The 13,695-nt window shown below is 73.5% G+C and carries 10 protein-coding genes; 1 reads left to right on the plus strand and 9 read right to left on the minus strand.

Features of this window, described 5'->3' with window-relative positions:
• Positions 1–122: 122 nt before the first annotated feature.
• Together ITJ48_RS02345 and ITJ48_RS02350 are read right to left on the minus strand one after the other, a co-directional pair.
• Complete coding sequence (locus ITJ48_RS02345; RefSeq protein ID WP_194612248.1) at positions 123–1,889, minus strand: MDR family MFS transporter; 1,767 nt, start codon at positions 1,887–1,889, stop codon at positions 123–125.
• A 7-nt stretch (positions 1,890–1,896) separates the two neighbouring features.
• Positions 1,897–2,556, minus strand: coding sequence for a TetR/AcrR family transcriptional regulator (locus ITJ48_RS02350; protein WP_194612249.1), 660 nt, complete (start codon positions 2,554–2,556; stop codon positions 1,897–1,899).
• 159 nt (positions 2,557–2,715) lie between these two features.
• Here ITJ48_RS02350 and cls point away from each other — a divergent pair, with 159 nt between their 5' ends.
• Positions 2,716–4,188: a cardiolipin synthase gene (cls, locus tag ITJ48_RS02355; protein ID WP_194612250.1), complete on the plus strand. Its 1,473-nt coding sequence runs from the start codon at positions 2,716–2,718 to the stop codon at positions 4,186–4,188.
• Between the two features lie 21 nt (positions 4,189–4,209).
• Here cls and ITJ48_RS02360 read toward each other — a convergent pair whose 3' ends face one another.
• The 7 genes from ITJ48_RS02360 to hutU all read right to left on the minus strand — a co-directional run bounded on the left by ITJ48_RS02360 (position 4,210) and on the right by hutU (position 13,636).
• Positions 4,210–5,865 carry an alpha-amylase family protein gene (locus ITJ48_RS02360; RefSeq protein WP_194612251.1) on the minus strand — a complete coding sequence of 552 codons (1,656 nt, stop codon included), beginning with the start codon at positions 5,863–5,865 and terminating at the stop codon, positions 4,210–4,212.
• Positions 5,866–6,019: 154 nt separating this feature from the next.
• Entirely contained in the window at positions 6,020–7,060 is a 1,041-nt protein-coding gene (locus tag ITJ48_RS02365; RefSeq protein WP_194612252.1) for a nuclease-related domain-containing protein, read from the minus strand.
• A gap of 131 nt (positions 7,061–7,191) precedes the next feature.
• The gene (locus ITJ48_RS02370; protein WP_194612253.1) at positions 7,192–7,812 is read right to left on the minus strand and encodes a HutD family protein; all 621 of its coding nucleotides are present in this window, start codon (positions 7,810–7,812) and stop codon (positions 7,192–7,194) included.
• The gene (gene hutI / locus ITJ48_RS02375; protein ID WP_194612254.1) at positions 7,812–9,014 is read right to left on the minus strand and encodes an imidazolonepropionase; all 1,203 of its coding nucleotides are present in this window, start codon (positions 9,012–9,014) and stop codon (positions 7,812–7,814) included. Before hutI ends, ITJ48_RS02370 begins: the two co-directional genes overlap by 1 nt.
• Positions 9,011–10,525: a formimidoylglutamate deiminase gene (locus ITJ48_RS02380; RefSeq protein WP_194612255.1), complete on the minus strand. Its 1,515-nt coding sequence runs from the start codon at positions 10,523–10,525 to the stop codon at positions 9,011–9,013. Before ITJ48_RS02380 ends, hutI begins: the two co-directional genes overlap by 4 nt.
• Positions 10,522–11,829 carry an allantoate amidohydrolase gene (locus ITJ48_RS02385; protein ID WP_194612256.1) on the minus strand — a complete coding sequence of 436 codons (1,308 nt, stop codon included), beginning with the start codon at positions 11,827–11,829 and terminating at the stop codon, positions 10,522–10,524. The genes ITJ48_RS02380 and ITJ48_RS02385 overlap by 4 nt, the downstream gene beginning before the upstream one ends.
• Entirely contained in the window at positions 11,813–13,636 is a 1,824-nt protein-coding gene (gene hutU / locus ITJ48_RS02390; RefSeq protein WP_194612257.1) for a urocanate hydratase, read from the minus strand. Before hutU ends, ITJ48_RS02385 begins: the two co-directional genes overlap by 17 nt.
• Between the last annotated feature and the right edge of the window lie 59 nt (positions 13,637–13,695).

The raw sequence follows: 13,695 nt of genomic DNA on the forward strand, positions 1-13,695 counted from the left end.
CGGATCGTACGTCCGCCAGGGGCCCGCGCTCGGCGGACTCGCCGGTGCGACCGGGACATCTCGTGCTGTCGACCCCGCCGGAGGGCGCCGCTGCCGTCGGGCGCCCTCCCGTGACCCGGTGCTCAGGGGCGGCGGTCTGCCTCGCCGCGCTCTCCCCCGGCCTCCGCGGGCTCGTCCGCGGTCCCGCCGGCGACGCTCCCCCGAGGGCCGTCGCCGACAGCCGTCGACGGCGCTCCCGCCGCGACCGCCGACGCGGTGGCCGCCTCGGCGACCGCGCCCGTGGAGCGACCGCGCGCCTCCTTCTCGAGCTGTTCCGCCTCGTCGCCCGAGACCGCCTCGCCGCGCGCCACCATGCCGGCGACGTCGCTGAGCGCGATCTGGGGCAGGAACAGCGCCAGCACGAAGGCGACCGCGATGAAGGGGATGAGGTAGGCGAACACCGGCGCCAGGGCGTCGGCGTAGCCCTCGACGACCTGACGGCGGATCGCCTCGGGCAGCTCGTTCAGGGCTGCCGGGTCGAGCGTCGCCGTCGCCTGGGCGGCGTCGCCGCTCGAGGCGCCGGCACCGGTGAAGACGCTCGTGAGGTTCTCCGTGAGGCGGCTCGTGAACAGCGCGCCGAAGATCGCGACGCCCAGGGCGGCGCCCACCTCGCGGAAGTAGTTGTTCGTGCTCGTCGCCGTGCCGACGTTCGCGGCGTCGACGGAGTTCTGCACGACCAGCACCACGACCTGCATGATGAGGCCGAGACCGGCGCCGAAGACCAGCAGGAAGACGCAGATCAGCCACAAGGGCGTGTCTGCGGTCAGGGTGGTGAACAGAGCCATCGCGACGCCCGTCAACAGCGTGCCCACGATGGGGAAGACGCGGTAGCGCCCCGTCTTGGTGATGAGGTTGCCCGAGAGGATCGAGGTGCCGATCAGGCCCGCCATCATCGGCAGCAGCAGCAGCCCGGACACGGCCGCGGAGGCGCCCGACGACATCTGCAGGAACGTCGGGACGAAGGCGATCGCCGAGAACATGCCGATGCCCAGCACGAAGCCGACGGCCGTCGCCAGGACGAACACGCGGTTCCGGAAGAAGGACAACGGGATGATCGGGTCCTCGGCGCGCGACTCGACGAGCACGAACGCGCTGACGGCGACGAGCACGCCCGCGCCCCACAGCCACGTCTCGGGTGCGCCCCAGCCGTGGTCGGCCTGGCCGCCGAACTCCGTGAAGAAGATGAGGCACGTCGTGGCGGCCGAGAGCAGCACGACGCCGAGCCAGTCGACGCGCTTCGTGGCCTTCTTGCTCGGCAGGGTCAGCGCCATCCAGGCGATGACGAAGGCGGCGATGCCGACGGGCACGTTGATGTAGAACGCCCACTGCCAGGTGAGGTGGTCGACGAAGAAGCCGCCGAGCAGGGGGCCGCCGATGGCCGACAGGCCGAACACGGCGCCGAGGGGGCCGAGGTACTTGCCTCGCTCCGAGGCGGGCACGATGTCCGCGATGATCGCCTGCGACAGGATCATCAGGCCGCCGCCGCCCAGGCCCTGGATCGCCCGGAAGACGACGAACGCCCAGAAGTCCGTCGCGAAGGCGCAGCCGATGCTCGCGAGCGTGAAGATCGCGATCGCCGCCAGGAAGAGGTTCCGCCGGCCGAGCACGTCGCCGAACTTGCCGTAGATCGGCATGACGATCGTGGTGGCGAGCAGGTAGGCCGTGGTGATCCAGGCCTGGTGCTCGACGCCGCCCAGCTCGCCGACGATCGTCGGCATCGCCGTCGAGACGATGGTCTGGTCGAGGCTGGAGAGGAGCATGCCCGAGATGAGGGCGCCGAAGATGATCCAGATCCGCCTCTGGGTGAGGAGGAACGGCGCGTCGGCCGTCTTCGCGGTGGTGGTGGTCATGGTCGTGTCAGCGTGCTTCCTGGTCGAGGGGCGGTGCGGCGGAGAACAGCTCGCGGGCGAGGGCGAGCTGGTCACGGAGGACGTGGTCGAAGCGGAGGCCCGGCGGGCCCTCGTCGAAGAAGAACCGGGCCATCGCGCGCTGCACCAGCGCGCCGGCGACCGCCACGACGACGCCGATGCGCGGGTCGTCGTCGGGGACGCCCTCGTGCGACGCCACGGCGGCCGCGACGCGGCGCTGCTGCTCGTCGCCCTGCGTGAGCATCGCCTGCAGCAGCCGCGGCTCGCGGTCGAGGGCCGCCTTGAACTCGGCTGCCCGCTCGCGGGTGAGGCCGACGTGCTCGACACGCTGCACGACGAGCGCCGCGAGGTCGTCGAGAGTCGTCGAGAAGACGGGGAGGCGCGGGTCGCGTCGCGAGGACGCGTAGCCCTCGAGCGCCTCGTCCTCGTCGTCGTCCAGCCCCACGCCGACGACCACGTCGTCCTTGGACGCGAAGTGGTTGAAGAACGTGCGCCGGGAGACGCCGACCTCGTCGCAGAGCTGCTCGAGGGTGAAGCCGGCGAGCCCGTGCTCGGCGGTGAGCCGGCGGGCCGCGCCCACGAGCTCGGAGCGGGTCCGCAGGCGGCGGATCGCGGCCTTGCTGACGGGCGGGACGGTCTCGGTGCTCACGGGGCGCCTCCTCTCGGTCGTCGGTGCGCGGTGCGGCGACGTCGCCAGAGGGCAGGTGCCCCGGGACGATGATTGCACTCTGCGCCTGATAGTGCAAAGCCTGTGTCCCCGGGGCGAACAGCGGAGGCGGGTCCGCCGCCGGGCTGACAAGATCGACGCATGACGTGGCGCAGGATCTTCAAGCACTTCCCGACGGTGATCTTGATCGTCGACATCCTCATCCGGATCGTGGCCGTGGTGGCCGTGCCCCGCAACCGGCGCCCCAGCTCCGCCATGGCCTGGCTGCTGGCGATCTTCGTGTCGCCGATCCCCGGCAGCGTGCTCTTCGGACTGCTCGGCAGCTCGAAGCTCCCCCAGGACCGCCGCGACAAGCAGCGCGAGATCAACGACCGGATCCTCGACGCCACCAAGGGCATCGACGACGTCCACGCGGTGACGAATCCGCGCCCGCCGTGGTTCGGCACGGTCGTGACCCTCAACCGCACGCTCGGCGCCATGCCCCTGCTGCCCGGCAACACGGCGACCCTGCTGCCCGACTACGCCGAGTCGATCGCCGCGATGGCCGCCGCCGTCGACGAGGCGGAGCGGTATGTGCACGTCGAGTTCTACATCCTCACTCGCGACGAGTCGACGTTCCTCTTCTTCGAGGCGCTCGAGCGCGCCCACGCCAGAGGGGTCGCCGTCCGGGTGCTCTACGACCACTGGGCCACGATGCGGAACCCGCAGGGCCGGGTCACCCGGCAGTGGCTGCGCGACTCGGGCATCCGCTTCGAGGAGATGCTCCCCTTCCGCCCGTTCCAGGGCGCCTGGCGCCGACCCGATCTGCGGAACCACCGCAAGATCGTCGTGATCGACGGCGACGTCGCCTTCACCGGCTCGCAGAACATGACGGACCCCAGCTACAACAAGCGCGGCAACATCAAGCGCGGGCTGCAGTGGAAGGACCTGATGGTGCGGCTCGAGGGCCCCGCGGCCGTCGGCCTCAACGCGCTCTTCATCACCGACTGGTACAGCGAGACCGACGAGCTGCCCACCGACGCCGAGGCCGAGCCCCTGATCGAGCAGCGCCAGGGGCCGGACAGCCTCGAGTGCCAGGTGGTGCCGAGCGGCCCGGGCTTCGACGGCGAGAACAACCTGCGCCTGTTCAACGCCCTCGTCTACGGCGCTCAGGAGAGGCTGATCATCGCCAGCCCGTACTTCGTGCCCGACGACTCGATGCTCTACGCGATCACCACGGCCGCCGAGCGCGGGGTCGAGGTGCAGCTCTTCGCCTGCGAGGTCGCCGACCAGTTCATGGTCTACCACGCCCAGCGGTCGTACTACGAGACGCTGCTGCGGGCGGGCGTGCGGATCTTCCTCTACGAGCGCCCCATCGTGCTGCACTCCAAGCACTTCACGGTCGACGACACCGTCGCCGTGATCGGCTCGAGCAACATGGACATGCGGTCGTTCAGCCTCAACTTCGAGGTGTCGCTGATGGTGCACGGCAAGTCGTTCGTCGACGAGGTCCGCCTCATCGAGGACGACTACCGCCGCAAGTCGCGCGAGATCACCCTCGAGGGCTGGCTCTCCCGCCCCGCGGGCCTGCAGGTGCTCGACAACGTGGCACGGCTGACCGCGTCGGTCCAGTAGGCCCGACGCGGCGGCCCGGCGTCAGAGGAGGCGCTTCTCCCCCGGGCGCACCACGCGCAGCCAGCGGTGGCCGTAGCCCTCGAGCTCGATCTCGACGCCGCCGTCGTCGAGGGGCCGGGCCGCACCGTCGCCGGCCAGGACGTCGACCACCTGCCACTCGTCGGTCGCGCCCTCGAGCTCGACGCGGAACGACCGGCCGTCCGGGGCGAAGTTGTGCGCCGCGACGAGGAGGCCGAGCTCGCTGTCCACGCTGTGGGCGAGCACGCAGGCGTGCGGCTGCCGGAGGACGGACAGCTCTCCCCAGCCGATCTCGGGCGCTGCGCGGTAGGCGCGGGTCAGCTGCGAGACGAAGGCGAGCAGCGAACCCGGGTCGTGTCGCTGCTGGGACACGTTGACGTGCTCCGGAGCGTTGCCGCCCGTGACCACCGCCGACACGAGGTCCTCGGCCGCAGCTGCCGAGAAGCCGCCGTTCGCCTCCGCCGTCCACTGCATGGGGGTGCGGACGGCGCCGCGGCTGCCCTCGACGCGGGAGTCCTCGCCCATGCCGATCTCCTCGCCGTAGTAGAGCACCGGCGAGCCGGGCAGCGAGAACAGCAGGCTGTAGACCATGCGGACGCGGCGGGGGTCGCCCTCCAGCATCGGCGGCAGGCGGCGGGTGATGCCGCGGCCGTGGATGCGCTGGCCCTCCTCCGGCGCGAACGCCGCGAAGACCTCGCCCCGCTCGGACTTGCTCAGCTGGTCGAGGGTGAGCTCGTCGTGGTTGCGGACGAAGTTGCCCCACTGGTTGCCGCGGGCCAGGGCAGGTCGAGCCTCGAGCGCCTCCCGCAGCGGGGTCGCGTCCTGTCGCGCGAGCGACAGGTACAGCGCCTGGTTGCCGACGAAGTCGAACTGCATGGTGAGCTCGTCGCCGTCCTCGCCGCCGAAGAACGCGAGCTGCTCGTCGTAGGGCAGGTTGACCTCGCCGAGCAGCACGCCGTGCCCGCTGCGTCGGGACACGAAGCGCCGCAGCGTGCGCAGGAAGTCGTGCTCGGGGCCGTCGTCGCCCTCGATCAGGTGCGGCACGGCGTCGACCCGGAACCCGTCGATGCCGAGCTGCAGCCAGAAGCCGATCACCTTGGCGATCTCCTCGCGGACGACCGGGTCGTCGGTGGCGAGGTCGGGCTGGTGGCGGTAGAAGGAGTGCCTGTAGTACTGCCCCGCCTCGTCGTCGAAGCGCCAGACGCCGTCCTCGACGTCGGGGAACATGCTCTCCGGGGCGTCCTCGGGGACGTCGTCGCGCCACTGGTAGAACCGGCGGTACCGATTCTCGGGGCTGCTGCGCGCCTCCCGGAACCAGGGGTGCTGGTCGGACGTGTGGTTGACCACCAGGTCGACGATGACGCGCATGCCCCGGTCGTGGGCGGTGCGCACGACCTCGACGAGATCGCCGAGGTGGCCGTAGCGGGGGTCGACCCCGTAGTAGTCCTCGATGTCGTAGCCGTTGTCCCGCTGGGGCGACGGGTAGAACGGCGCCAGCCACAGGCAGGTGACGCCGAGCTCGGCCAGGTGGTCGAGCCGGTGCGCCAGGCCGTCCAGGTCCCCGACGCCGTCGTCGTCCCGGTCGAGGTAGGTCTCGACGTCGAGGTTGTAGAAGACCGCGGTCTTCCACCACAGGTCGCTCGTGTCGGTCAGCCTCATCGGCGCGTCTCCCGTCGTCCTCGCGCCGGACAGGCGCCGAGGGGGTCGACGGTAGGGGCCCGGACGCGGTCGCCGCCTGGCAGGACGCCCCGAGGAGGCCGAGCATCGGCCTGCGCCGTGCAGGGACTGCAGGAGGCGCCGGCTCGGCGAGGTGCTACGGCTGCGTGGGCGAGGCGCCTGCGTCGTCGTGCTGGCGTGCCGGGCCCGCTGTCGCCGGGCCCGCCGTCGCCGCCGTCGCCGACGCGCGGTCGAGCGGCTGCCCGAAGGGCGTCACCTCGGCCCCGAGGCCGGCGAAGAGCGCCGACAGCTCGTCGATGCGGGGGCTGTCGGGGCCGGGTCGACGGCGTCGGACGAGCTCCTCGAGGTGGGCGCGCAGCTGGGCCTGGCTGGCGATGACGACGGTGCTCACGCCCTCGTCGTCGGCCCGGGGGTCGGCGTGGACGTCGGCGTCGGGGTGCGAGTACAGCACCGCGGTGTCGAACCACGGCTTGCGGTGGGTCTCGGCCCGGACGAGGTCGGAGATGCGCTGCGCCTGGCGCCGGACCTGCTTGCGGGGGGCGTGGCCCTGGTCGTGCGTGCGCAGCTCGAGCGAGGTGAGCGAGTCGCGCTTGACCTGGACCGCGAAGGGCGGCTCCAGCTCGAGGTCGCCGAGGAGCGTCGCGAACGACGAGCCGGCGTCCCGGGGGTGCACGCCGTCGAGCACGACGCCCTTCCACCCCTTGTTCTCGATCACGAGGGCGACCGTCGGCAGCAACAGGACGTGGTCGACCTGCGCGACGAAGCGCCGGGTCCGCGTCGCGTCGACGGGCACGAAGACGAGGTTCGTCACGAGGGCGCCGTCGAGGCCGAGGTCGGTGACCGCGTCGAGCACCATGCGGCGGGAGGTCTCCTCCCACTTCGCCCCGGCGGCGACCAGGGCGCGGCTCTGCTGTGCGGACGTCTCGGCGTCGACGCGACGCGCCTCGACCTGCTCGAGCTCGCGGGCGTGGGCCTCGGCGGCGTCGCGGGCCGCGCGCTCGCGCTCGGCCGTGGCCTCGTCGAGCGCCTTCCGGTGCGCGTCCTCGCGGGTCCGCAGCGCCTCCTGCGCCGCCGTGGCCCGTCGACGCAGCAGCACCACGAGCACGATCAGCACGATGAGGAGGACGGCGGCGACCGCCCAGGGCAGGTACGTGGTCAGCTCGCTCGCGTCAGGCATGCGCCCAGCAGACCACGGGTGACGTCAGGGGCGCAGGAGGCGCACCGCGCCCGGGCGAGGCGGTGCCGGCCCAGCCTGGGCCGACAAGGGCCCCGCCCACCGGGGACGACGTCCCGTCGAGGAGGAACGGCTCAGGACCCGGGGTCGGCCACGCCGGAGATCCGCGCCATGGCGAGGACCCCGCTCCCGGCGACGGCCACGGTCGCGGGACCGGGCACCAGGAAGGCGTCGAGAGCACCCAGCACGTCGTTCCCGAGCCGCGCCTCTCCCGACAGGACGACGGCCCCGACGACCTCGTGCGGCGCCAGCTCGAGCACCGTGGGGACCTCGACGGTCCGGAGCTGCCCCTCCGCGCTGCCTCGGCGGGTCATGAGGTTGAGGTCGAGCCCCTCGGCCGCGACGTCGACCGCCGCGACCGCCGACTCCCCCGCGAACGCCAGCACCTCGAGGGCCTCGCCGTGCACCCGCCGCCCGTCGACCACGAGGTCGAGACCCGCCGCCGACAGGGGCATCAGCAGGCGATCGACCCCCGCGAACTCCGAGAACGGCGCCGACCGGGCGATCGTCGCGACGCTGACCCGCCATGTCGGCTCCCGCCATGTCGGCTCCCGCCATGTCGGCTCCGGCCACGTCGGCCCGCTCGAGCCGGCGGAGGACGGCGGCCCCTCGGCGACCACCGTCGTCGTGCCGGCGCCGTTCCGCCACGGCACCACCGCTCGGACGGCCGCCCGCAGCACGACGGGCTCCGCCATCAGGAGGCGCGCCCCGAGACGAGCTCCCCGCCGCGCCGGACGGACTCCACGAGAGGCACGCCCGGCCGGTACGCGAGGTGAACGAACGACGGCGCGTCGAGCACGAGGAGGTCCGCTGCCGCGCCGACGGCGAGGTGGCCGACATCGGTCCGTCGCAGCGCCGCCGCTCCCCCGGCGGTCGCGGACCACAGCGCCTCCGCCGGGGTCATGCCCATGTCGCGCACGGCCACCGCGATGCAGAACGGGATGCTCGTCGTGTAGCTCGACCCCGGGTTGCAGTCCGCGGCCAGGGCCACCGTCACCCCGGCCGCGAGCAGCCGTCGCGCGTCGGGGTAGCGGGCGCGGGTGGAGAACTCGGCCCCCGGCAGCAGGGTCGCGACCGTCGTCGACGCGGCCAGCGCCTCCACGTCGTCGTCGCTCGCGTGGGTCACGTGGTCGACCGACGCGGCGCCCAGCTCGACGCCGAGCCGGATGCCGCCGCCCGGGGCGAGCTGGCCGGCGTGCAGGCGCGGCGTCAGCCCGGCGGCCGTCCCGGCGGTGAGGATCTCCCGCGCCTGGTCGACGTCGAACGCCCCGACGTCGCAGAAGACGTCGATCCACCGCGCGAGCGGCGCGCAGGCCTCGAGCATCTCGCCGACGACGAGCGCGACGTAGTCGTCGGGCCGTCCGGCGAACTCGGCGGGCACGACGTGGGCTCCCAGGAACGTGGCCTCCGTCGTGACCGTCCGGACCGCCTCCAGGCTGCGGCGCTCGTCGTGCACGCTCAGCCCGTAGCCCGACTTGCTCTCGAGCGTGGTGGTGCCCTGCCGCAGCGCCTCGTCGGCGAGCCTCCGCACCGAGGCGGCGAGGTCGGCGTCGCTCGCCGACCTCGTGTGCGCCACGGTGCTCCGGATGCCGCCGGCGGAGTACGGCTCGCCGGCCATCCGGGCCGCGAACTCGTCGGACCGGTCGCCCGCGAACGCCAGGTGGGCGTGGCTGTCGACGAACCCGGGGACGACGGCCCGGCCGCCCAGGTCGACCACGGCGTCGGCGACCGACGACGGCATGCTCGCGGCGGGGCCGGTCCAGAGGACGCGCCCGCCGTCGAGGAGGACGGCGGCGTCGAGCACGACGCCGAGCGGCGAGTCGGACGCCTCGGCGTGCTCGTGCGTCGGGTCGTTCGTGACGAGCTGCGAGATGCCGGTCAGGGCGGTGACGGTCATGCGGGCGGGTCCTCTCGGGGAGCTCGGGCGGGTGGCGAGGGCACCGACGACGGCACCGGCGAGGGCACGGGCGACGGCCCGGGCGGCAGCACGGCCGCGATCGAGTCGCGCAGCGCGACGGCCGGCGACGAGACGCGCACGTGGGCGCCGTCGCGCACGACGACCTCGCCGCCCACGACCACCGTGGCCACGTCCGACGCCGTGGCGGCGAAGACGACCGACTCGAGCAGCGAGTCGACGCGCGCGTCCGCGAGGCGCACCGAGTCGAGCGAGACGGTCGTGAAGTCGGCGAGGGCGCCGGGCGTGATCGTCCCGCCGTCGTCCCAGCCGAGCGACCTGGCCCCCTCGACGGTCGCCGCCGTCAGCAGCTGCGCGGCTCCGAACCAGCCGCGCCGACCGCTGACCAGGCGCTGTCCCGACTCGATGCCCCGCACCTCCTCGAGCAGGTCGACCACCGCGTGGCTGTCGCTGCCGACGGTGAGCGGCACGCCTGCCTCGACCAGCTCGGCGGCCGGTCCGATGCCGTCGGCGAGGTCGCGCTCGGTCGTCACGCAGAAGCAGGCCCAGGCGCCGCTCGCGGCGAGGTCGCCGACGTCGTGCGACGTCAGGTGGGTGGCGTGGACGGCCGTCGCCCTGTGGTCGAGGACGCCGTGCCGACGGAGCAGCGCGACGGGGGTGGAGCCGAGGAGGCGCACGCAGTCCGCGTTCTCGGCCGGCTGTTCGGAGACGTGCACGTGCAGCGGTGCGTCGTGTCCGTGGGCCCAGGAGGCGACGGTGCCGAGCGCACGCTCGGGCACGGCCCGCACCGAGTGCACGGCGGCGCCGACCACGACGGCGGGCCCGGTCAGCGCGTCGCGGGCGGCCGTGGCACGCCGTGCCCACTCGGCTGCGGTGCCGTCGCCGAAGCGGAGCTGCGCGGCCGACAGCGGGACGTGGACCTGCTCGACGTCGGGCCCGCTCTCGACCTCGCCTGCCCCGTCGGGCACGAACCCGCCGACCAGGTAGCAGGTGTCGAGCAGGGTCAGGCGGACGCCCGCGGTCGCCGCCGCGCGGACCAGGGCTCGCGACATCGCGATCGGGTCGTCGTGCGGCGTGCCGTCGGGAGTGTGGTGCACGTAGTGGAACTCGCCCACGGTCGTGATCCCGGCCAGCACCATCTCGGTGAACACCGCCGTCGCGAGGGCCTCGTAGTTCTCGGGCGTCAGCCGATCGGCGACGGACCACATGACGTCGCGCCAGGTCCAGAAGCTGCCGCTGCCGACCTGGGTCCGCCCGCGCAGCGCCCGGTGGAAGGCGTGCGAGTGGGCGTTCACCAGCCCCGGCAGCGTCACCCCGCGCAGGACGGTCGACCCCGCAGGAGGCGCGTCCACGTCGACCGCGACCGTCACGATCCGATCGCCCGCGACCTCGACGACGACGCCGTGCCGCACCTCGCCCTGGCCGGGCCAGAGGTGCTCGGCCCAGAAGACCGACCGGGCCGGCTCGGCTGCGGGGAGACCCTCCCCCGTCACCGGGCGGCCTCGACCGGGACGCCCGCGTCCGACACGACCTCGAGGGGCTCGGTCAGCAGGTCGCGGAGCACGACGGTCAGCGCCTCGACCCCGTCGACGCAGTCGGACGCCTCGGCGTGCTCGTGCGGGCTGTGGCTGATCCCCGTCGGGTTCCGCACGAAGAGCATGGCCGTGGGCACGCGCGCGGCGAGGATCCCGGCGTCGTGCCCGGCGGCCGTCGGCAGGGTCGGCGCCGCGATCGACGCGGCACCGAGCGACGACCGCAGCCGGTCGCCGAGCGACGCGTCGAAGTCGACCACGGGGGTGAAGCTGTCGTTCGTCACGGTGAGGCGGACGCCGTGGCCGGCCGCCGCCTCCTCGGCGACCCGTCGGAGGTCGTCGACCAGGCGGACGACGCCGACCTCGTCGGCCCCTCGGGCGTCGAGCCAGGCGTCGACCCGCGACGGGATCGCGTTCGTGCCGTTCGGGTCGACCCTGACTCGGCCGAACGTCGTGACCGCCTGCGCCTCGGCCGCGAGGCGCCGAGCCGCGCCCACCGCCTCGGCGAAGGGCAGCATCGGGTCGTGGCGGTCCACGAGCCGCGTGGTGCCGGCGTGGTTGCCCTCCCCCTCGAAGCAGAAGTGCCAGCGGCCGTGCGGGAGGATCGCGCTCGCCACCCCGACCGACTCGTCGCCGAGGGCGAGGTGCACGCCCTGCTCGACGTGCAGCTCGACGAAGACCCCGATGCGGGCCAGGGCCGCCTCGTCGAGGCCGACGTGCTCCGGGGCGTGGCCCGCCGCGGACATCGCGTCGGCGAGGGTCGTGCCGTCGTCGTCGGTCAGCGAGAGCGCGTGGCCTGCGTCGACGGCGCCCGTCATGAGGCGCGACCCGAGGCAGGCGAGCCCGAACCGGGCCCCCTCCTCCTCGACGAAGTTCACGACGGCGAGCGGTCGCTCGGGCTCGAGGCCGGAGGCCCGGAGCGCGTCGACGGCGAGCAGGGCGCCGACGACGCCGAGCGGCCCGTCGAAGGCCCCGCCGCCGGGCACGCTGTCGAGGTGGCTGCCGGTGACGACGGCGCCGTCGGCCGGCGTGCCCCACCAGGCCCACTGGTTGCCGTTCCGGTCGACCTCGACCTCGAGCCCCCGCCGGGTCGCCTCCGCGACGAACCACTCACGGAGCCCCAGGTCGACGCCCGTCCACGAGAACCGGTCGTAGCCACCCGAGCGCGGGTCGCGGCCCACGCCCGCCAGGTCGCCCCAGACCCCGTCGAAGGAGGCGCGGAGCCGGTCGCGCTCGACGGCCGCGCCGCTACGGGCGAGGGCCATCGACCGTGCCCTCCGTGGCGTCGGCCTCGAAGCTCTCGGTCGCCGCGTTCTCGGCGGGTGCTGCCTCGGGCACCCGGCCCGCGCCTCCTGCGCCCTGCTCGCGCATGGGGACGCGGACGCCGCGCTCGGCGGCGACCTCGACGGCTCGCTCGTAGCCGGCGTCGGCGTGGCGGATGACGCCCATGCCGGGGTCGGCGACGAGCACCCGCGCGAGCTTCTCGGCGGCGAGGTCGGTGCCGTCGGCCACGATGACCTGGCCGGCGTGGATCGAGCGGCCCATGCCGACGCCGCCGCCCTGGTGGATCGAGACCCAGGTGGCCCCCGACGCGACGTTGACCATGGCGTTCAGGAGGGGCCAGTCGGCGATCGCGTCCGACCCGTCGAGCATCGCCTCCGTCTCGCGGTACGGCGACGCGACCGAGCCGGAGTCGAGGTGGTCGCGGCCGATGACGATCGGCGCGGACAGCTCGCCCGACGCCACCATCTCGTTGAACTTCAGCCCTGCCAGGTGCCGCTCGCCGTAGCCGAGCCAGCAGATGCGGGCCGGGAGGCCCTGGAAGGCGACCCGCTCGCCCGCCATGGTGATCCACTTCCGCAGCGACTCGTTCTCGGGGAACAGCTCGAGGATCGCCCTGTCGGTCGCGGCGATGTCGGCCGGGTCGCCCGAGAGCGCAGCCCACCGGAACGGCCCCTTGCCCTCGGCGAAGAGGGGACGGATGTACGCGGGCACGAAGCCGGGGAACGCGAAGGCGCGGTCGTAGCCCGCCGTGCGCGCCTCGCCGCGGATGCTGTTGCCGTAGTCGAAGACCACCGCGCCGGCGTCCATGAAGCCGACCATCGCCTCCACGTGGGCCCGCATCGCCGCCTGGGCCCGGAGGGTGAAGTCGGCCGGGTCGGCCGCGGCCTCGGCGGCCATGTCCTCGAAGCGGGTGCCGATCGGCAGGTACGACAGCGGGTCGTGGGCCGAGGTCTGGTCGGTGACGATGTCGATCGGGGCCCTCCGTGCGAGCAGCTCGGGCACCAGCTCGGCGGCGTTGCCGACGACGCCGATCGAGAGCGGGCGCCTCTCGTGGCGAGCGGCGATCGCCAGCTCGAGCGCCTCGTCGAGGCTCGAGGCGGCGACGTCGAGGTACCGGTGCTCGACCCGACGGTCGATGCGCGTCCGGTCGACGTCGATGCAGATCGCGACGCCGTCGTTCATCGTCACGGCCAGCGGCTGCGCGCCTCCCATCCCCCCGACGCCCGCCGTCAGCGTGATCGTGCCGGCCAGCGTGCCGCCGAAGTCGGCGTCCGCGACGGCCGAGAACGTCTCGTAGGTCCCCTGGAGGATGCCCTGCGTCCCGATGTAGATCCACGACCCGGCCGTCATCTGGCCGTACATCATGAGCCCCAGGGCGTCGAGCTTGCGGAACTCCTCCCAGTTGGCCCAGTCGCCCACGAGGTTGGAGTTCGCGAGCAGCACCCGGGGCGACCACTCGTTCGTCCGGAACACGCCGACCGGCTTGCCCGACTGAACGAGCATCGTCTCGTCGTCGCCGAGGGTCCGGAGCGTCGCGACCATCGCGTCGAAGGCCTCCCACGAGCGGGCGGCCTTGCCGGTGCCGCCGTAGACGACGAGGTCGTCGGGGTGCTCCGCCACCTCGGGGTCGAGGTTGTTCATGAGCATCCGCAGGGCCGCCTCCTGCTGCCAGCCGCGGCAGCTGAGCTCGGTGCCCCGGGGCGCCCGGACCGACCGGGGCCCGGACGGTGACGGGTCGGGGGCCGTGCCTGCGACGTCCGTGGCGTCTGCGGCGTCGGGGGCGGGCATGTGCGCGTCGAGTGTCACGAGTGCGTGTTCCGTTCCTGTCGTGAATAGGTTGATTCATC

The sequence above is a fragment of the Frigoribacterium sp. VKM Ac-2530 genome, assembly GCF_015350835.1.
Classification (GTDB): Bacteria; Actinomycetota; Actinomycetes; order Actinomycetales; family Microbacteriaceae; genus Frigoribacterium.

Bases quoted from the DNA above. Each gene is read 5' to 3' on its own strand.
- ITJ48_RS02345 (WP_194612248.1), bottom strand. From the start codon at position 1,889: ATGACCACCACCACCGCGAAGACGGCCGACGCGCCGTTCCTCCTCACC.
- cls (WP_194612250.1), top strand. From the start codon at position 2,716: ATGACGTGGCGCAGGATCTTCAAGCACTTCCCGACGGTGATCTTGATC.
- ITJ48_RS02360 (WP_194612251.1), bottom strand. From the start codon at position 5,865: ATGAGGCTGACCGACACGAGCGACCTGTGGTGGAAGACCGCGGTCTTC.
- ITJ48_RS02365 (WP_194612252.1), bottom strand. From the start codon at position 7,060: ATGCCTGACGCGAGCGAGCTGACCACGTACCTGCCCTGGGCGGTCGCC.
- ITJ48_RS02370 (WP_194612253.1), bottom strand. From the start codon at position 7,812: ATGGCGGAGCCCGTCGTGCTGCGGGCGGCCGTCCGAGCGGTGGTGCCG.
- hutI (WP_194612254.1), bottom strand. From the start codon at position 9,014: ATGACCGTCACCGCCCTGACCGGCATCTCGCAGCTCGTCACGAACGAC.
- ITJ48_RS02385 (WP_194612256.1), bottom strand. From the start codon at position 11,829: ATGGCCCTCGCCCGTAGCGGCGCGGCCGTCGAGCGCGACCGGCTCCGC.
- hutU (WP_194612257.1), bottom strand. From the start codon at position 13,636: ATGCCCGCCCCCGACGCCGCAGACGCCACGGACGTCGCAGGCACGGCC.